The sequence below is a fragment of the Streptomyces sp. ATexAB-D23 genome (assembly GCF_000373645.1).
Taxonomy (GTDB): Bacteria; Actinomycetota; Actinomycetes; order Streptomycetales; family Streptomycetaceae; genus Streptomyces; species Streptomyces castrisilvae.
Map to the genome: position 1 here is coordinate 15,920 of NZ_KB892025.1, position 18,639 is coordinate 34,558.

An 18,639-nucleotide genomic window follows, 5' to 3' on the forward strand; every position below is an offset into this window, starting at 1 on the left:
GCCTGCCGGTGCGTGGCCGATTCGAGAGGGTGGGGGGAGCGGGGGCGGGTGTCCTCACCCGCCCCGGTGCCCGTTTCAGGCTTCGACGGACATCCCCGCCCGCAGCCGCTTGACGATGCGGGCGAGCAGCCGGGACACATGCATCTGGGAGACGCCCAGTTCCGCCCCGATCTGGGACTGCGTCATCTCCTCGCCGAAGCGCATCTGGACGATGCGGCGCTCGCGGGCGTCGAGCTTCTCCAGCAGCGGCGCCAGGGTGTGGAGGTTCTCCACGGTCTCCATGCCGGGGTCGGCCTCACCGATCACATCGGCGTACGACCGCTGCTCGTTGCCGGAGTCGGTCTCGGCGCTGGGGGTGTCCAGGGAGCCGGCCGAGTATCCGTTGGCCGCGACCAGGCCCTCGATGATCTCCTCCTCGGGCAGGTCGAGGTGGGCGGAGAGCTCGGCGACCGTCGGATCGCGGTCCAGCCGCGACGACAGCTCCTCCTTCGCCTTCGCCAGATCGACCCGCAGCTCCTGGAGCCGGCGCGGCACGTGCACCGCCCAGGTGGTGTCGCGGAAGAAGCGCTTGATCTCCCCGACGATGTAGGGGACCGCGAAGGTGGCGAACTCCACCTCGCGCGTGAGGTCGAAGCGGTCGATGGCCTTGATCAGACCGATCGTCCCCACCTGGATGATGTCCTCGACATCGTCGCCACCGCGGTTGCGGAAGCGCGACGCGGCGTACCGCACGAGCGAGAGATTCATCTCGATGAGGGTGTTGCGCGCGTACTGGTACTCGTGCGTGCCCTCCTCCAGCGTCTGAAGCCGGTCCAGGAACATCTTCGACAGGGCGCGGGCGTCCTTCGGAGCGACCTTCCCGGTGTCCTCGATCCACGGCAGCTCCGCAGTCCCCGCGCCCTGCGGCGTCCCGTCCTGCTCAACAAGCGTGCGTGTGTCGCCGAAGACTTCGCCGGTCCGCTCCGTCGTGGTCGCCATGGTGTGTGACCCCTCCTTGTCGCCAAGTGCTTCGCACACCGCCTGCCCCGAATCGGCGAGGGCATGCGCGGCCGGGCCGGAACTTTCTCCGGCGCCCCCTCCACCCGGCCCGCCCACCCGAATGGAGCAGCCCGGGAACCATGGCAGACTTGACCGGGGCGTTCGGCCCGCAGTAAGGCCAGCGGCACGAGTACAGAGGAACGGCAATGACGGTGACAGAGGACGGCCCCGAGCTCGTGGCCGGAACCGAGGAATTCGGTCCCGGTATCGACCCGGAGCGGCTGGCCGTCTGCCTGAGCGTGCTCGACGAACTCGACACCATCGAGGTCGACCACCCGGACGCCATCGCGGTGCGCCGCGCCACGGCGGGGATCTACCGGACCGTGAAGCAGCGCCGCCGCCAGGAGCGCCGGGCCGCCAAGACCGCGCACGACAAGGCGGTGACCGAGGCCACGGCCACCGGTTCGGCCGAGCGCATCGACGACGAGACCCAGGGCGTCCTGCCGTCCTCCTCCGCCTCCGCGGAGATCGCCGGGATCCTCCAGCGGCCCCGGTCCTGCTACGTGTGCAAGACGCGGTACGTCGAGGTCGACGCGTTCTACCACCAGCTCTGCCAGGACTGCGCCGCCGAGAACCGCGCCCGCCGCGACGCTCGCACCGACCTGACGGGGCGCCGGGCGCTGCTGACCGGCGGCCGCGCCAAGATCGGCATGTACATCGCGCTGCGGCTGCTCCGCGACGGCGCCCACACCACGATCACCACGCGCTTCCCCAACGACGCGATCCGGCGCTTCAAGGCGATGGAGGACAGCGACGAGTGGATCCACCGTCTGAAGATCGTGGGCATCGACCTGCGCGACCCCGCCCAGGTAGTCGCCCTCGCCGAGTCGGTGGCGGCCGAGGGCCCGCTCGACATCCTGATCAACAACGCGGCGCAGACGGTCCGCCGCTCGGCGCAGGCATACAGCGAGCTGCTCGGCGCCGAGTCCGCGCCGCTGCCCGCCGGTGAACTGCCGGCCGCCGAGGTGATCGGCACCTTCGGCAGCGGCAGTGTCGACCGGGTCGCCGCACTGCCCGCCGCCCGCAAGGAGCAGCTGAGCGCGCAGGACGTCACGGATCTGGCCCTGGTCACGGGCTCCGCCTCACCGGCCCGGATCGCCGCCGGCACCGCGATCGACGCGGGCGGGCTCGTCCCGGACCTGCACGACACCAACAGCTGGATCCAGACAGTCGACGAGGTCGAGCCCATCGAGCTGCTGGAAGTCCAGCTCTGCAACTCCACCGCGCCGTTCATCCTGATCAGCCGGCTCCGTCCGGCCATGGCGGCGACGGCGGCCAAGCGCTCCTACGTGGTCAACGTCTCCGCGATGGAAGGCGTGTTCGGCCGCGGTTACAAGGGCGCCGGCCACCCGCACACCAACATGGCCAAGGCCGCGCTGAACATGCTGACCCGCACCAGCGCCCAGGAGATGTTCGAGAAGGACGGCATCCTGATGACCGCCGTCGACACCGGCTGGATCACCGACGAGCGCCCGCACCCGGACAAGATGCGGCTGGCGGAGGAGGGCTTCCACGCCCCGCTCGACCTGGTCGACGGTGCCGCCCGCGTCTACGACCCGATCGTGCGCGGCGAGGCGGGCGAGGCCCTGTACGGCTGCTTCCTCAAGGACTACGCCCCCGCCAACTGGTAGCAGGACCGGGGCGCGGTACCCGCGCCCCGTGAAGACCCGGCCGGAACGCATTCCTGGCCGGGTCTTTTCCGTATGCGATGGCTGAAAGTGACCCATGGCATACATTCCATCGAGCGTGGACGCGCTCATTTGGTTACTCTGATGTGAACGGATGTCATCGAGGAGTCCACAAACCTTCCTCGACCGTCCTGGGACAGGCTTGTCAACCAAGTCGCCGTCCCGCCCCGTACCCGGCGCCACCGCGACCGATCTGTTTCTGCCCCTGCCCCGTATGGGCGGCTGATTCCCGGCAATGAGATCCGGAGCGTCGGCGACGCCCGGGGCTACGCGACACAAAGGAGTGCGCGGTGACGACACCGGAAATGACGAAGCACGAGGAACCGCCGGCCGAACGGCCCGGAAAGCCGGGCTCCGGTAGCGAGAAGCTCCGGAACATCGAGGTCTGGGCCAGGTCCGCGCCGATCCGGCTGGCCGGTTACGAGGAAGACCTCGCCGAGCCGCACATCCTGCAAGGCATCGACTGAGTGCTTTCCACGGGCCCCGGCCCCGCCCCGAGTGGGCGGGCCGGGGCCCGTTCTCATGCGGCGGCGCGCACGTGCGGCGGTGTGCTCAGAACACCGCGCGCGCCAGCGCCGCACCGCCGAAGGAGAGCCCGACGCCGGCGCCGACGGTGAGCAGGAGATAGCCCGCCGCCAGGCCGAGCCGGCGGGCCGAATTCAGGGTCAGCAGTTCGTAGGAGAACGTCGACCAGGTCGACAGGGCCCCGCAGAAGCCGGTGGCCAGCAGCAGGTTCAGCCGGGTGCTCAGATCGCCGTTCATCGCCGCCTCCGCGATGAAGCCGAGGAACAGGGCGGCCCCCGCGTTGGCCGCGAAGGTGCCCCACGGGAAGACGCTGTGCAGGCGGAACTTCGCGTCCACCCCGAGGAGATAGCGCAACGGCGCGCCCACCAGTCCGCCGGCCAGGACGAGCAGCCAGTCGGTCATGACGCCTCACCCTGCGGACCGTAGGAGCGGCCGTACGAGAAGTGCGCGGCGAACGCCCCGGCCGTCACGGCAGCCAGCGCCGCGGCCACGGTCAGCACCAGGCAGCCGACGGCGTAGCCCGGCTGATGGTTCTCGAACAGCTGCCGCACGTTGTCCGTGTAGTGCGAGAACGAGGTGAACCCGCCGAGCACGCCCGTGCCCAGCAGTGGGCTGATCAGCCGGGGTGCCCCGGGGAAGCGCAGCTTCAGGGTGACCATGAGGACTCCCATCAGGAAACACCCCACCGTGTTGACCAGCAGGATCGTCCAGGGGAATGCCGATGTGCCGTTCGGCCAGAGGCGCTCGGCGCCGAAGCGGGCCGCGGCTCCGGCGGCACCGCCGATCGCGACGGCGACCACGACTGGAAGCTGGACCCCGGGATGGTGGTCGGGGTGACTGCGACGGTGCAGCTGCATTCTGATCGACATGCGGCGAACCTACGTATTCGATGCGCCGGCAGAGGCGGAGCGCGCTGGTAGGGGAACGGCGCCACCCGCTTGGGCCACCGTCACTGTCTCTCGGAGTGCCTGAAACGTCGCTCTGTGTATTCATGGTGAAGGGTGAATGCGATCCGCATTCCAGAAGGTCCTCATCTCGCTGAGTCGTTGGAGTCAGCCTTGTCTCTTGCCGAGCCGGAAATTGTGCGGCGGCTGGAAAAGCGCCAACCGTTCGCCTACCTCCTGGCGAGTGTGCGGGGCGTTGGTCAGGTGGATCTCCAGCCCGCGCTGCTCACGGGCGTGGCGATCCTTGCCGCGCTGTGGGCGGCGGGCTGGGAAACGGGCCTGTTCGCCACACTCGGCACGCTGATCGCCACCGCGACCGCGTACGCACTCGCCGTTGACCGGACGAGCATTGCCCTGGGGCTTCAGGGGTATTCGGGATGCCTCACCGGCATCGCACTCGTCTCCTCGCTGGGCAACCACGTCGCGACCTACGTGCTGACGGTGGTCGGCGCCATCATGTGCACCCTTCTGATGGCGACTCTGGGAACCTTCCTCACCCCCTACGGACTCACACCGCTGACCGCGCCCTTCTGCCTGGTCTCCGGTGTGATGGTGGTGGGTGCTCCGGCCTTCGACCGCGTCTGGCACGGCGCCCCGTCCGCCGTTTCCAGTACGACGAGGGGCGACACCGGGCTGTCCTGGAACGACCTGTGGCACGCGTTCTTCAACAACGTCTCGCAGATCTTCCTGGTCGAGTCCTGGTACGTCGGACTGATCATGCTCGTGGGACTGGCCCTGGCCGGCCTCCGCGTCGTCCTGTACGCGGCGGCGGGCAGCGTGGTCGGAGTCTTCGCCGCCTGGGCCCTGGGCGCCCCCACGGCGTTGATCGCCAGCGGGATCTACGGATACAACGCCGTCCTCGTCGCCATCGCCATCGGCGCCGTCTTCATGGCCAACACGGTCTGGACCGGGGTCTACGCCCTGTTCGGCGCGGCGGCGACCACCGGTCTCACCGCGTCGCTGACGTCATTCTTCAAACCGTTCGGCGGTCACACCTTCACGTGGCCGTTCATCCTCACCACCTGGGTGCTGATGGCGGCCGTTCCCCTGCTGCCACGCCTGCGCCGCAGCGACTGACAAGGCCCGGCCACCGTCCCTCCCGCTCTCCCACCGCACCATCCCGAGGAAGGTACCCACGATGAACCTCGCCCCTCGCGAGATCGACAAACTGCTGGTCTACGTCGTGGCCGACCTGGCCCGCAAGCGCCAGGGCCGCGGCCTCAAGCTCAACTACAGCGAGTCGGTCGCGCTGATCACCGAGGCGATCCTCGAAGCCGCCCGCGACGGCAAGAGCGTCGCGGACTGCATGGAACTGGGCCGCCACGTCGTGGGCGAGGGCGACACCATGCCCGGCGTACGGGAGATGCTCGGCCTGCTCCAGGTCGAGGCGTCCTTCGTGGACGGCACCAAGCTCGTCTCCTGCCACGACCCCATCGGTGGCTGACCGATGACCGTGAGCGGGGCCGTCATCGCCGTGTGCGGCCACGAGGCCGACTACGGACGTGCGCTCGACGGGCGGCTCGGCCCGCACGTCAGCGTGGTCCCCAACGGGCGCGAACTGTTCCGGGCCGTGTCCGCACACCGCCGCCGGGGCGAGGACAGTGTGGTCGTCCCCATGACGCTGGGCCGCGAACCCGGCCTCGTCGCCGACACCGCCCGCACGCTGCGCGCGCTCCCCACGGCCGGACCCGGCGTCGCACTGCTCGCCGAGCCCTTCGGCACCACACAGCACCTCGTCGCCCATCTCCGCGCAGCGGCCGGACGGGCGCCCGCAAGCTCCGCGCTCCTCGTCACCGCCCCCTCCGGCGACCCCTTCGAGGACGCCGAGCTGTACCGCGTCGCCGCGCTCGTACGCCGCTACGGCCGCCACGATCTGGTCGAGGTCGCTTTCGGCGGCGGCGATCCGGACCCGGCCGAAGGCGTGCGGCGCTGCGCCCTGCTCGGCGCGGAGCGCGTGGCGCTGCTGCCGGCCTCGTTCGCACCCGTGGACGCGGGCGGCGCCCCGCCCGTGCCCGCCGAGAGCACGGGACCCCTCATGCCGGCCTCCGCGCTGCGCCGGGTGCTCGACGAGCGGGTGGCCGACGCCCGGCGGCGCTGGGCCGAGCACGGCGACGACGGCGTCGCGACCGGGCTCGTGGCCGCCGACCACCACGGCCACGCCCATACCCACCCACCGGGCGAGGGCCATGACCACGGTCACGGTCACGGCCACCCGCACGGACACACGCACGGCCACGCCCACGACCACGGCCCCGACACCGGGCACCGGCACCACCACCCGTCCGCCGTTGGAGCGGACCGAGTCATCAGGAGCATCGCATGACGTTCCGTCAGAACTATCTGTACGGCAAGGACCCCGTCGAACTCAACGCGGGTCGCCGCACGCTGAAGGTCACCGTGAGCAACACCGGGGACCGGGCCGTGCAGGTCGGGTCGCACTACCACTTCTTCGAGGTCAACTCGGCGCTCTCCTTCGACCGCGAGGCGACGCTCGGCATGCACCTCAACATCGCCGCGGGCACCTCCGTACGGTTCGAGCCCGGCGGCTCGCGCGAGGTCGAGCTCTGCGCGTACGCCGGAACCGGCCGGCTCACCGGCTTCAGCGGGCTGCTCAACGGCAGCCTCGCCTCCCACCCCGCCCGCGTCGAAGCCGTCCGCAAGGCGATCGAACGCGGCTTTCAGGGCGCGCAGTCCGCGCCCGCCGCCAAGAGCGCCAAGGACGGCTCCAAGGGAGAGTCCAAGAGCGCGGGCAAGGGTGGATCCAAGGATTCCAAGGCCGCCAAGGACAAGAAGAAGGGTTCGCGCTGATGCCCATCCTGCCGCGCAAGCAGTACACCGACATGTTCGGCCCGACGGTCGGGGACCGCTTCTACCTCGCCGACACCAACCTCGTCGTCGAGGTCGAGAAGGACTACAGCGAGGGCCTGTACGGCGACGAGGTCGTCTACGGCGGCGGCAAGACCATGCGGGACGGCATGGCATCCGACCCCCAGGCCACCGCGGCCCAGGGCGCACTCGACACCGTCATCACCAACGTGGTCGTCATCGACCCGATGGTGGGCGTCGTCAAGTGCGACATCGGCATCAAGGACGGTTTCATCGTCGGCATCGGCAAGTCCGGCAACCCGCAGACGCAGAACAACGTCGACCCGGACCTGGTCATCGGCCCCGGTACGGAGGCCATCGCCGGCGAGCACCTGATCGCCACCGCGGGCGCCATCGACAGCCACGTCCACCTGATCGCCCCGCAGCAGGCCGAACAGGCGCTGACCAACGGCATCACCACGCTCATCGGCGGCGGCACCGGCCCGACGGACGGCTCCAACGGCACGACCTGTACCCCCGGGCCGTACAACATCGGCCTGCTGCTCCAGGCGGCGGAGACCCTTCCGGTCAACCTCGGCATCATGGGCAAGGGCAACGGCAGCCTGCCGGGGGCGCTGGAGGAGCAGGTCGTCGCGGGTGCCTGCGCGCTCAAGGTGCACGAGGACTGGGGCTCCACCCCGGCCGTCATCGACAACGCGCTCAACGTCGCGGACGAGCACGACGTCCAGGTGGCGATCCACACCGACAGCCTGAACGAGGGCGGGTTCTTCGAGGACACCCGCTCGGCGATCGACGGCCGGGCCATCCACACCTTCCACAGCGAGGGCGCGGGCGGCGGCCACGCCCCCGACATCCTGCGGGTCACCGGCGAGCCGAACGTCCTGCCGTCCTCCACCAACCCGACGCTGCCGTACACCAAGAACTCGGTGGACGAACTCCTCGACATGGTGATGGTCTGCCACCACCTCAGCCATGACATCCCCGAGGACGTGTCCTTCGCCGACAGCCGGGTCAGGGCCGAGACGATCGCCGCCGAATCCGTGCTGCACGACCTCGGCGTGATCAGCATGTTCTCCTCCGACTCCCAGGCCATGGGCCGGATCGGGGAGTCCGTGACCCGGGCCTTCCAGACCGCGCACCACTGCAAGGACAAGCTCGGTGTGCTGGAGGGCGACTCGGAGCGCAACGACAACCAGCGGGTGCTGCGCTACCTCGCCAAGGTCACCATCAACCCCGCCATCGCCACGGGCATCTCCGACTACGTGGGCTCGATCGAGAAGGGCAAGCTCGCCGACATCGTGCTGTGGCCCATCCACTCGTTCGCCGCCAAGCCGAAGATGATCATCAAGGGCGGCCTCGTCTCCTGGGCCCAGATGGGCGACCCCAACGCCTCGCTGCCGACCCCGCAGCCGGTCACCTACCGGCCCATGTTCGGGCAGTACGGCAAGGCGCTCCAGGCCACCCACGCCACGTTCATGTCGCAGGCGGGCATCGCCGCCGGCGTACCGGAGGCGCTCGGCCTGGAACGCAAGGTTCTGCCCGTGCGCCGCACCCGCACCATCGGCAAGCACAACATGGTCCGCAACGACGTCCTGCCGGACGTCCAGGTCGACCCGGAGACGTTCAAGGTGACGCTGAACGGCAAGGTCGCCACCATCGACCCGGCCGAGACGCTGCCCCTCAACCACCTCTACTTCCTGGTCTAGGGCCGATGTACCGCAAGGAGGGCGACATCGCGGGCGAACCCGGCCCGGCGCGGACCGCGGCCGCCGTGGGCCTGGGACCGCTGCTGGTCAGCCTCCAGCTCACCGACTCCGCGTTCCCGAGCGGCTTCTACACGCTCTCGCACAGCCTGGAGGGCTTCGCCCAGGCGGGCGCCGTGGACGCCGCGAGCCTGCCGCCGCTGCTCCAGGACCTGCTGCTGCACGGCGTCGGCCCCGCCGACGCCACCGCACTCGCCCTCGCGCACCGGGCGACCGCGGCGGGCGACCCGGAGACCGTCGTCAGGATCGACGAGCACCTGTTCGCCACGAAGCTGGGCCGGGAGATGCGCCAGGCCGCCACCCGGACCGGGCGCCAGCTCCTGGACCTCGGCCAGGAGGTCTTCGGCCGCCCGGAGATCGGCGACTACTTCGGCCGGGTCGTACGCCGCGAGGCCCCCGGCACCCAGGCGGTGGCGGCCGGGGTCGTCTACGCGGCGACCGGCGTCCCGGTCCGCCAGGCCGTCGCCGCCGACCTGTTCGCGTTCTGTGTCAGCTTCGCGGGCGCCGCCCTGCGGCTGCGGCTGACCGACCACCGCACGGCGCAGACCCTGATCAGAGGAGCGGCGCCGGTCATCGAGACGACCGTCGACGCGGCACTGCGCAGGGAACTCGACGACGTCGGCGCCACCGTCTTCGCGTCGGACGTCATGTCGGGCCGTCACGAACGCGCCGAGGCCCGGCTCTTCGCCAGCTGAACACCCACACACCCCCGCCACACCAGGGAGCACCATGGACGACAACGTACTGCGGGTCGGCATCGGCGGACCCGTCGGTTCCGGCAAGACCGCGCTCATCGAGGCGCTGGTACCCGTACTGATCGAACGAGGCCACCGCCCCGCCGTCATCACCAACGACATCTACACCCAGGAGGACGCCCAGCACGTCCGCCGCACGCTGGCCGGCGTCCTCGAACCCGAGCGCGTCGTCGGCGTCGAGACGGGCGCCTGCCCGCACACCGCCGTGCGCGACGACCCCACGATGAACCTGGCGGCCGGCGCCGAGATGCTGGAACGCTTCCCGGACGTCGACACCCTGCTGTACGAGTCCGGCGGCGACAACCTCACCCTGACGTTCAGCCCGGCCCTGGTCGACCTGTTCCTCTTCGTGCTGGACACCGCCGAGGGCGAGAAGATGCCCCGCAAGCGCGGCCCCGGCATCACCGAATCCGACCTCCTCGTCATCAACAAGATCGACATCGCGAAGTACGTGCGCACGGACATCGGCATCATGGAGTCCGACGCCCACCGGGTCAGGGGAGAGGGCCCCGTCGTCCTCACCGACTGCCTGACCGGCATCGGCGTCGACGAGATCGCCGGCTACCTCGAATCGCGCCGCAAGGTGCTGATCTGACATGCCGCTCGCCCCGCAGCGGCCGACGGCCGGCCGGCTCGCCGAGGAGTACTACACCGCGGTCCGCGTGCCCCCGGACGTCGCGGCCCTGGCCTCCGTCCCGGACACGCTGGCCCCCGGATCGCCGGCCAAGGTCGGCATCCTCGACCTCGCCTTCGCCGTGCGGGGCGAGCGCACCGAACTCGTCGGGCGCTACCAGAAGACACCCCTGCAGATCATGCGGCCGCTGTGGATCGACCCCGCGCTGCCCGGCATGAGCTACGTCTACCTGATGGCGACCGGCGGCGGCATCGCCCAGGCCGACCGCTACCGGATGGACTTCCACTGCGGCCCGGACACCCAGGTCCACCTGACCACCCAGGCCGCCACCAAGGTCTTCAAGATGGAGCACGACTACGCGAGCCAGCGCGTGCACCTGACGGCAGAGGCCGGCAGCTACGTCGAGTACCTGCCCGACCCACTGATCCCGTTCGAGGACGCGCGCTTCTACCAGCGCACCGAGGTCACCGTCGCACCCGGCGCCACGGTCCTCGTCGGCGACACCCTCACCGCCGGCCGGCTCGCCCGGGGCGAACGCCATGTCTACCGGACACTCGCGACGGACCTGCGCATCAGCAGGCCCGACGGCACCCTCCTCGCCGTCGACACCCTGCGCCTGGCCCCCGGCACGGCCGGTCAGGGCGTCCTCGGGCCCGGGGTGTTCGCGGGGCACGACCACGTCGCCTCGCTCTTCGTCGTCACCGACCGCGTGCCGGCCTCCGGCCTGGCCGACACCCTGCACGAGGCGCTCGCCCCCCTCGGCGTCCTGTACGGGGTCAGCGTGCTGCCCCGGGACTGCGGCGCCTGGGTGCGGCTCATCGACGACAGCCCGATCCGGGTCGCCGAGGCGCACCGGGCCGCCTGGCATGCCGTACGCCGGCAGCTCACCGGCCATCCGGCGCCGGACCTGCGCAAACCGTAGACCTCCCGCCCACCACCCCCACACGAGGGACCGCCGATGATCACCGCTCCCGCGCCCATGCCGGCCGCGTACGACTCCGGGGACACCGCCTGGCTGCTCGCCGCCACCGCCATGGTCCTGCTCATGACGCCCGGCCTGGCGTTCTTCTACGGCGGCATGGTGCGCACCCGGCACGTGCTCATGATGATCAAGATGAGCTTCGCCGCGCTCGCCTTCGGCACGCTGCTCTGGTGGGTCATCGGATACACCCTGGCGTTCGGGCCCGATGTGGGAGGGGCCGGGCTCATCGGGAACCTCGACCACGTGTTCATGAAGGGCATCCAGCTGAACACGCTGAGCGGCGCCATCCCCACGTACATCTACAGCACCTTCCAGATGGGCTTCGCCATCATCACCGTGGCGCTGATCAGCGGTTCGATCGCCGACCGCGCCACGATGCGGGGCTGGCTCGTCTTCGTCGTGCTGTGGCTGCTGATCGTCTACATCCCCGCCGCGCACTGGGTGTTCGACAAGGACGGCTGGATCGTGAAGCACCTCGGCGCCCTGGACTTCGCCGGCGGCCTGCCGGTGGAGCTCAACTCAGGGGTCGCCGGACTCGCCGTCGCCCTCGTGCTACGGGCACCGCGCGACTTCGCCCGCCGCGAGGAGCGCCCCAACAACATCCCGCTCGTGGTCGTCGGCGTCGGGCTGCTGTGGTTCGGCTGGTTCGGCTTCAACTCGGGCTCCGCGCTGACCGACCAGGGCACGGCCGCCGCCGCGTTCATCAACACCCAGCTCGGGGCCGCGGGTGCCATGGTGACCTGGCCGCTGGTCGAGAAGTGGCGCACCGGGCGGGTCACCACCATGGGCGTCGTCTCGTCCGCCGTCGCGGGCATGGTCGCCATCACCCCGGCGTGCGGTGAGATCAACACGCTCGGCGCGGTGATCACCGGTCTCGTCGTCGGCGCGGTGTGCGCCTTCGCGATCACGCTGAAGTTCCGGTTCGGCGTGGACGACACGCTCGACGTGGTCGGGGTGCACGGAGTCGGCGGGCTGGTCGGCCTGATCATGGTCGGCCTCTTCGCCACCGCGCGCGTCAGCGGCAAGGAGGGCCTCTTCTACGGCGGCGGCTGGGGCCTGCTCGGCAAGCAGCTCGTCGCGATCGTCTCGATGATCGCCTTCTCGTTCATCCTCACCTGGATCATCGCCAAGGTGGTCGACCTGACCGTCGGCTTCCGGGCCAAGGAGGAGTACGGGAACGTTCCTGGCGCGGAGGCGGAGCGGGCCTACGACTTCCAGACCGCCGAGCGCCTCGGCGCGCTGGTCTCCGGCAAGCGGGTGGCGAGCGACGACGAGCTGGTCAAGCAGATCAGCCGCCTGTTGCGCGCCCGCGAGGACCGCTGACGAGCCCCACTACCTCCTGGTCGGGCGCAGGAAGTCGCGGACGAAGGTGCGGTGCCACCAGCAGCCGGTGGCCCGCAGCTCGCGCCACGTGGTGAACCGGTAGCGGAAGACCCTGGCCCGCACCTGGGCCGGCGGGGCGCCGGGGAACGGGTTGTGCCGGAGCAGCCGCAGCGTGTCCCGGTCGTTCTCCAGCAGCCGCTCCACGAACGGGCCGAACCAGGCACGGGCGTACGCGGGCGACAGAGCCGCGAACCACATCAGCCAGTCCAGCCGCAGATGGTACGGGGCGAACTGGCGCGGCAGTCTGCGCGGGTCGCCCGGCTTGCCCCAAAAGCCGTACTCCTTCCACACCGTGCCCGGGTGCACCACCGCGTCGTCGGTGCCCTCGACCACCACCTCCAGCCGGACCCGGCTGACGCTGCCGAACGCGCCGTACGTGTTGACCAGGTGCAACGGGTCGAAGGACCGGTTCATCACCTGACGGCGGGAGACCAGATTGCGGGCCGGGTGGTAGCTGAGGGCGAGGATCAGCACGGTCACCGCGATCACCACGACCTCGTACCAGAGGGGCGCACCCCGCTGGGCGGGCGGCTCGGTCAGCGGCGACCAGTCGATGACCGGCAGGGCGAGCGTGATGGTCAGCCAGTTCAGCCAGGCGAAGTTCCCCGAGAGCACCAGCCACAACTGCGTGACGATCATCAGCCCGGCCGCCACGCTCGCCACCGGCTGCGGGGTGAGGAGCAGGAACGGGACGAGCAGCTGGGTCACATGGTTGGCCGCCGCCTCCGCCCGGTGCACGGGCCGGGGGAGACGGTGGAAGAACCAGCTCAGGGGCCCCGGCATCGGCTGGGTCTCGTGATGGAAGTACAGGCACGTCAGATTCCGCCAGCAGGCGTCGCCGCGCCACTTGATGAGCCCGGCGCCGAACTCCAGCCGGAACAGCACCCACCGCAGCAGCCACAGCACGAGCACCGGTGGCGCCGTGTCCGCGTTGCCCAGGAAGACGGCGAGGAAGCCCGTTTCCAGGAGCAGCGACTCCCAGCCGAAGCCGTACCAGACGCCGCCGACCTGCACGATCGACAGATACAGCAGCCACGGCAGGGCCCAGAGCGCCATCGCGGCACCCAGCGGCACCCGGTTGTCCACGCCCACGATCAGCGCGACGGCGACCGCGCAGCCGGTCCAGGCGACCACGGCGAAGAAGCGGTCGGAGTAGTGGAGGCGGAAGAGGCCGGGCGCGCCGCGCCAGTCGGTGCGCCGCAGGACCTCCGGGGCGGGCAGCATGCCACGTTCACCGATCAGCGCCCGGAACTGGAGCGCCGCGCTGAGGAACGCGGCCAGATAGACGACGGCGAGGGCCTTCTGAAAGACCAGCCGGCCGAGCCAGTACCCGTCTGCTGTGAACCACTCCATCGCTACCAGTATCGGGCCGCCACCCCCCGCGCGCCGTACAGGCTCCGGGCGCCGTCCGTTTGCGGCGGGCCGGGAAGTGCGGCAGACATGAGGGGAGCGACCGGGAGACCGGTGACCAGGCAGGAGACCTCTTCGTGCACTCACGCATACGTCTGCGACGCACCGCGCCCGCCCTTCTCTCCGCCGGCCTCCTCCTCGCCGCGGGCTGCGCACAGGAGACCTCACGGCCCGCGAGCACGACCGCCGAGGACGTCCTGCTCCAGGCAGCCGCCGACACCGGCCCGTCCCCGTTCACCGGCTCCTCGGCCGCCGCGCCCGTTGCGGCGCCGGGCACGCACCCCGACAGCCGCTCCCCGGCACCGCCCGGCGGCGGGAAGCCGCTCACCCGCACCGGATCGACGCCCGGCCTCTACGGCGGAACGCGCGCCGTCCCGTCCTGCGACGTCGAGACCCAGATCCGCATGCTCGCCGCGGACCCGGCCAGGGAAGCGGCCTTCGCGCGCACCGTGTCCGTCGGCCCCGCCCGGGTCCCCGCCTTCCTGCGCGCCCTGACCCCCGTCCTGCTGCGCGCCGACACCCTGGTCACCGGCCATGGTTACCGCGCGGGCTCGGTCACCGCGTTCCGGTCCGTGCTCCAGGCGGGCACCGCGGTCATGGTCGACGGCCGCGGCCTCCCGCGCGTCCGCTGCGCGTGCGGCAACCCCCTGGACCCGCCGGGCGGGGCGGCGGCGGGCGCCGCGGCCGGCAAGGGGGAGCGCTGGGCGGGGTTCGATCCGGCGCGAACGGTGGTGATCGAGCCCGCCGCCCGGCCCGTGACCGAGCTGGTGATCGTCGATGTGGAGCACCGGACGTGGATCGCGCGGCCCTCGGGCGACGGGGGTGCCGGGGACCGGGCCCCCGCGGTGCCGCCGCCCTACGGCCCCGGCACGGACATCACGGGCACGCTCCCCGAACTGCCGCCCACCGGTACGAAGGAACCCCGGCCGCCGAAGAGGTCCGAGCGGCCCGAGGAGCCGGCGGAGCCGACGCCGTCCCGCTCCCGGCCGCCCGGCGACTGCCCGCCGTCCGCCGGGCCGACGCCGCCCGGCGAGCCGGCGGGCGCCGCCGGCGTACCCGCCAGATCGCCGGGGGAGACGAACTGCCCCACGCCCACCGGGGCTCCCACCGAGCCCCAGCCGGATGAGCCCCGGTCCGATGAGCCCGAGCCGGACGAGCCGCCGCGCGATCCCGTGCCGTCCATGACCGGCGAGCCGCAGACGTCCATCCAGCTGCCCCGGCACGAGCGGCCGGTGGACGGCGGCGCGGCGCGGCGGCGGTGAGGGCGGCGGGCTCACTCCTCGGTGGGCAGCCAGTTCCCGTGGAGGCCCAGCGGGACCCGCACCGGGATGCGCACCCGGGCCACCGGGCCCGCCGTCGGGTCCTCGGAGGGGATGACGAGCAGCCAGCTGCTCGCGTCGGTCCGGTCGGTGGCGTACGTCATCCAGTAGCCGCCCGCCCCGGGGCCGGTGCCCGGGACGGGGGCGAAGACCGGCTCGCCCACCGACAGGTTCCCGGCCCGCCACGCGAGATGCCGGCCCGAGGGATCGCCGCCGTCGTACCAGCGCAGTTCGTCGAACTCGCCCGGCAACAGGTCCGGGTTGCCCGAATCCGCGGCCACGGCCAACTGGCGGTGGCGCCGGCCGATCAGCCGGTCGTCGGTGCGGGGGAGCTCCATCCTGGCGTCGTCCAGCACGGTGCGGCGCATGGTGCCCGCCTCGGGGTCGATGACCGCGCGCACCAGGCCCGCGTGGTTGGGCCGGCCGCCTTCGTCGGGTGCGCCCATGGCCAGGCGCGTCCACTGCACGTAGTCGAGCACCACGTTCCCGCCGTCGGGCTCGGTGTCGAAGGCGTTGACCGTGTGCCACAGCCAGAAGGCGTCGTCGGACGCCCAGCGCACCGGGCCGCCGTCGCGGGGGACCAGAGCGACCCGGGTGCCGCGCTCGGGCCGCCAGTCGATCATGGAGCCGCCGTGCATGGCCGCGTCGATGTCGAAGAACACGGGCGCCAGCACGATCACCAGGAAGCGCGGTGTCAGCGCCATGTCGTGGATCATCATCGGTTCGTCCACCCCGTCGATCGTGGTCGGGCCGCGCACCACGTCACCGGTGCGGCCGATCGCGGACCAGGTGAGGTGAGGCGGCTCCAGGCCGTAGCAGAAGACGAGCATCTCGCCGGTGACCGGGTCGGTCTTCGGATGCGCGGTGATCCCGGCCGGCAGCGCCCCGCCGAACGTCTCCTTCCCCGCGGTCTCCAGCTCCGGTGTCATCAGGAACGGGCAGTCGGACTCGGCGAGGGCCAGCAGCCGTCCCGCGTGGCGCACCACGTTGATGTCGGGCATGTCGCGAAAGGTGCCGGCCAGCTCCGGTCCGACGTCGGGTTCCCGGGGCAGGATCATCGACTCGATCCCGCCCCACAGCGCCCGCCCGGCCCGTTCCTCGGCGATCACGGCCGGGGTCCGCACGAACCGGTTGCGGTAGCGGGCCCGGCCGCCGGAGATCCACACCCCGTGCAGCATGCCGTCCCCGTCGATGGGGTAGAGGTACGAACCGATCGGGGTGAAGCGGGGGTTGGGGCCGTTGCGCAGGAAGACCCCGTCCAGTTCGTCCGGCAGCGAGCCCGTCACCCGGAGGTCCGCCTCGTCGACCTCCTCGGTGACCGGGGCGAAGCGGCCGGAGAGATGGACGACGCGGCTCGGGTCGAAGGGGTGTGCGGCATGTGCGGCCATGGCGGGCCTCCCTCGCCGGGGGCTGTACGCGCCCGGCTGCGGCCGGGCTGACCCTCAATTGAATCCCCGGCCCCGACGCGTCGCAACGCGGAACGGGCGCCGTCCGCGCGGGATGCGGCGGCCCGGCCACGGGCCCACCATGGAAGACGCGGCAGGTCGCCGCGCGGGCCGCACCCCCGGAGGTGTCCGGTGAATCAAGCCCGTCCGGGACGGCGGACCGGGAATCTGTTCTTCGCGTTCGCCCCGTGGATCCTCTTCATCGTCATCGCCTCTCCCAGCACCTGGGAGTACGCCGCGCTGGCCGCCCTGGTGGCCGCCGTGGTCCTCAACCTCCCGGACATGCGCCGGGGTTCCTTCAAGGTCCTGGAAGTCACCGGGATCGTCTTCTTCGCGGTCCTCAGCGTCCTGGCACTGTTCCTGGACCGGCACGACATGTACTGGGTGGAGAGATACGCCCAGGTCCTGTCCAGCGGCGTGATCGCGGTGGTGGCGCTCGGCTCGCTGGCCTTCGTCCCGTTCACGGAGCAGTACGCCCGCCAGTCCACGCCCCGCGAGGTGTGGGGCTCGCCCGTCTTCCGCCATGTCAACAGGGTGCTGACGCTGCTCTGGGGCGCGGTCTTCGCCGTCACGGCCCTGCTGGGTCTCCTGGCACTGCACACCTCGTCCGGCGCCGACTGGTACAACTGGATCATCCCCGTCGTCCTGCTGGTCCTCGCCGTCCGGTTCACCGAGCGCTACCCGGACCACGTGCGCGAGCGGGCCCGTGACGCACACGCCTCCCCATGAGCCCAGCGGCCCCACTTTGGTCCAGACCTATTGACGGAAGGTCTGGACCACTTTACGTTGGGCGGCGTTCACGATCCGGTTGCGTGTTGTCAGGGGCATGCCAAACCAGGAAGAGGTAGCGCCATGTTCGGTCGCACATCACGTCTGCTGGGGGTCGGCCTCGCGGCGGCGTGCATCGTACCGATGCTCGTCGCGGCCAAGCCGGGCACCGTGGCGCAGGAGGACACCTGCGCGGTCAAGTCGAAGCCCGCGGGCAAGGTGCTCCAGGGGTACTGGGAGAACTGGGACGGCGCGTCCAACGGGGTGCACCCGCCGCTGGGCTGGATCCCGGTCACCGACAGCCGCATCACGGAGCACGGCTACAACGTGATCAACGCGGCCTTCCCGGTCATCCTCTCGGACGGCACCGTCCAGTGGGAGGACGGGATGGACTCGACCGTCAAGGTCCCGACCCCGGCCGAGATGTGCGAGGCGAAGGCGTCCGGGCTCACCACCCTGATGTCGATCGGCGGTGCCACCGCGGGCATCGACCTCAGCTCCAGCGCCGTCGCCGACCGCTTCGTCGACACGGTGGTGCCGATCCTGAAGAAGTACAACTTCGACGGCATCGACATCGACATCGAGACCGGTCTCAGCGGCACGGGCGACATCAACCAGTTGTCCCCCTCGCAGTCCAACCTGATCCGCATCATCGACGGTGTGCTCGCGCGGATGCCGTCCAACTTCGGCCTGACGATGGCGCCCGAGACGGCGTACGTCACGGGCGGCAGCGTCGTCTACGGCTCGATCTGGGGCGCCTACCTGCCCATCGTGAAGAAGTACGCGGACAACGGCCGGCTCTGGTGGCTGAACATGCAGTACTACAACGGCAGCATGTACGGCTGCTCCGGCGACTCCTACTCCGCCGGCACCGTGGAGGGCTTCACCGCGCAGACGGACTGTCTGGACAAGGGACTCGTCATCCAGGGCACCACGATCAGGGTCCCCTACGACAAGCAGGTCCCCGGACTGCCCGCCCAGGCGGGCGCCGGCGGCGGCTACATGGCGCCCGGCCTCGTCTCGCAGGCCTGGAACCACTACGGCGACAGCCTCAAGGGGCTGATGACCTGGTCGCTGAACTGGGACGGTTCCAAGAACTGGACCTTCGGCGACAACGTGAAGGCGCTCCAGGGACGCTGACGCCCGCCCCGCCTGCGGC

At 70.9% G+C, this 18,639-nt stretch carries 19 protein-coding genes; 14 read left to right on the plus strand and 5 right to left on the minus strand.

The features are described from left to right. Window positions 1-75: 75 nt before the first annotated feature. Window positions 76-978: an RNA polymerase sigma factor SigF gene (locus B082_RS0123050; RefSeq protein ID WP_018554162.1), complete on the minus strand. Its 903-nt coding sequence runs from the start codon at window positions 976-978 to the stop codon at window positions 76-78. Between the two features lie 206 nt (window positions 979-1,184). Between B082_RS0123050 and B082_RS0123055 the strand changes: the two genes are divergently transcribed. Together B082_RS0123055 and B082_RS39260 are read left to right on the plus strand one after the other, a co-directional pair. Beyond that, a complete protein-coding gene (locus B082_RS0123055; RefSeq protein WP_018554163.1) occupies window positions 1,185-2,669 on the plus strand; it encodes an SDR family NAD(P)-dependent oxidoreductase in 1,485 nt (494 codons plus the stop codon). 347 nt (window positions 2,670-3,016) lie between these two features. Next, complete coding sequence (locus B082_RS39260) at window positions 3,017-3,193, plus strand: hypothetical protein (RefSeq protein ID WP_158688894.1); 177 nt, start codon at window positions 3,017-3,019, stop codon at window positions 3,191-3,193. An 85-nt stretch (window positions 3,194-3,278) separates the two neighbouring features. On the opposite strand, the gene B082_RS0123065 is transcribed toward B082_RS39260, so the two are convergent. Beyond that, the gene (locus tag B082_RS0123065) at window positions 3,279-3,653 is read right to left on the minus strand and encodes a fluoride efflux transporter FluC (protein ID WP_018554165.1); all 375 of its coding nucleotides are present in this window, start codon (window positions 3,651-3,653) and stop codon (window positions 3,279-3,281) included. Next, on the minus strand, window positions 3,650-4,120 hold the full coding sequence (locus B082_RS0123070; protein ID WP_026250097.1) for a fluoride efflux transporter FluC: 471 nt from the start codon (window positions 4,118-4,120) through the stop codon (window positions 3,650-3,652). The genes B082_RS0123065 and B082_RS0123070 overlap by 4 nt, the downstream gene beginning before the upstream one ends. A 189-nt stretch (window positions 4,121-4,309) precedes the next feature. On the opposite strand from B082_RS0123070, the gene B082_RS0123075 reads away from it, so the two are divergent. The 9 genes from B082_RS0123075 to B082_RS0123115 all read left to right on the plus strand — a co-directional run bounded on the left by B082_RS0123075 (window position 4,310) and on the right by B082_RS0123115 (window position 12,478). Beyond that, a complete protein-coding gene (locus B082_RS0123075) occupies window positions 4,310-5,272 on the plus strand; it encodes an urea transporter (protein ID WP_026250098.1) in 963 nt (320 codons plus the stop codon). A 61-nt stretch (window positions 5,273-5,333) separates the two neighbouring features. Further along, window positions 5,334-5,639, plus strand: a complete 306-nt coding sequence (locus B082_RS0123080; protein WP_018554168.1) for an urease subunit gamma — start codon at window positions 5,334-5,336, stop codon at window positions 5,637-5,639. 3 nt (window positions 5,640-5,642) lie between these two features. Then, on the plus strand, window positions 5,643-6,518 hold the full coding sequence (locus B082_RS0123085; protein WP_018554169.1) for a sirohydrochlorin chelatase: 876 nt from the start codon (window positions 5,643-5,645) through the stop codon (window positions 6,516-6,518). Continuing rightward, on the plus strand, window positions 6,515-7,003 hold the full coding sequence (locus B082_RS0123090) for an urease subunit beta (protein WP_018554170.1): 489 nt from the start codon (window positions 6,515-6,517) through the stop codon (window positions 7,001-7,003). Before B082_RS0123085 ends, B082_RS0123090 begins: the two co-directional genes overlap by 4 nt. Next, window positions 7,003-8,727 carry an urease subunit alpha gene (gene ureC, locus B082_RS0123095; RefSeq protein WP_018554171.1) on the plus strand — a complete coding sequence of 575 codons (1,725 nt, stop codon included), beginning with the start codon at window positions 7,003-7,005 and terminating at the stop codon, window positions 8,725-8,727. The genes B082_RS0123090 and ureC overlap by 1 nt, the downstream gene beginning before the upstream one ends. A 5-nt stretch (window positions 8,728-8,732) precedes the next feature. Further along, on the plus strand, window positions 8,733-9,479 hold the full coding sequence (locus B082_RS0123100; RefSeq protein WP_018554172.1) for an urease accessory protein UreF: 747 nt from the start codon (window positions 8,733-8,735) through the stop codon (window positions 9,477-9,479). Between the two features lie 34 nt (window positions 9,480-9,513). Further along, a complete protein-coding gene (gene ureG / locus B082_RS0123105; RefSeq protein ID WP_018554173.1) occupies window positions 9,514-10,134 on the plus strand; it encodes an urease accessory protein UreG in 621 nt (206 codons plus the stop codon). Between the two features lies 1 nt (window position 10,135). Further along, the gene (locus tag B082_RS0123110; RefSeq protein ID WP_018554174.1) at window positions 10,136-11,095 is read left to right on the plus strand and encodes an urease accessory protein UreD; all 960 of its coding nucleotides are present in this window, start codon (window positions 10,136-10,138) and stop codon (window positions 11,093-11,095) included. Between the two features lie 36 nt (window positions 11,096-11,131). After that, on the plus strand, window positions 11,132-12,478 hold the full coding sequence (locus B082_RS0123115; RefSeq protein ID WP_018554175.1) for an ammonium transporter: 1,347 nt from the start codon (window positions 11,132-11,134) through the stop codon (window positions 12,476-12,478). Window positions 12,479-12,487: 9 nt separating this feature from the next. On the opposite strand, the gene B082_RS0123120 is transcribed toward B082_RS0123115, so the two are convergent. Next, complete coding sequence (locus B082_RS0123120) at window positions 12,488-13,891, minus strand: lipase maturation factor family protein (protein WP_018554176.1); 1,404 nt, start codon at window positions 13,889-13,891, stop codon at window positions 12,488-12,490. Between the two features lie 134 nt (window positions 13,892-14,025). On the opposite strand from B082_RS0123120, the gene B082_RS0123125 reads away from it, so the two are divergent. Further along, a complete protein-coding gene (locus B082_RS0123125) occupies window positions 14,026-15,210 on the plus strand; it encodes a DUF6777 domain-containing protein (RefSeq protein ID WP_018554177.1) in 1,185 nt (394 codons plus the stop codon). 11 nt (window positions 15,211-15,221) lie between these two features. On the opposite strand, the gene B082_RS0123130 is transcribed toward B082_RS0123125, so the two are convergent. Next, window positions 15,222-16,655, minus strand: coding sequence for a carotenoid oxygenase family protein (locus B082_RS0123130; protein ID WP_018554178.1), 1,434 nt, complete (start codon window positions 16,653-16,655; stop codon window positions 15,222-15,224). Window positions 16,656-16,844: 189 nt separating this feature from the next. Between B082_RS0123130 and B082_RS0123135 the strand changes: the two genes are divergently transcribed. After that, window positions 16,845-17,441 carry a hypothetical protein gene (locus B082_RS0123135; RefSeq protein WP_018554179.1) on the plus strand — a complete coding sequence of 199 codons (597 nt, stop codon included), beginning with the start codon at window positions 16,845-16,847 and terminating at the stop codon, window positions 17,439-17,441. A 123-nt stretch (window positions 17,442-17,564) separates the two neighbouring features. Continuing rightward, window positions 17,565-18,620, plus strand: a complete 1,056-nt coding sequence (locus B082_RS0123140) for a chitinase (protein ID WP_018554180.1) — start codon at window positions 17,565-17,567, stop codon at window positions 18,618-18,620. The last annotated feature ends 19 nt before the right edge of the window (window positions 18,621-18,639 follow it).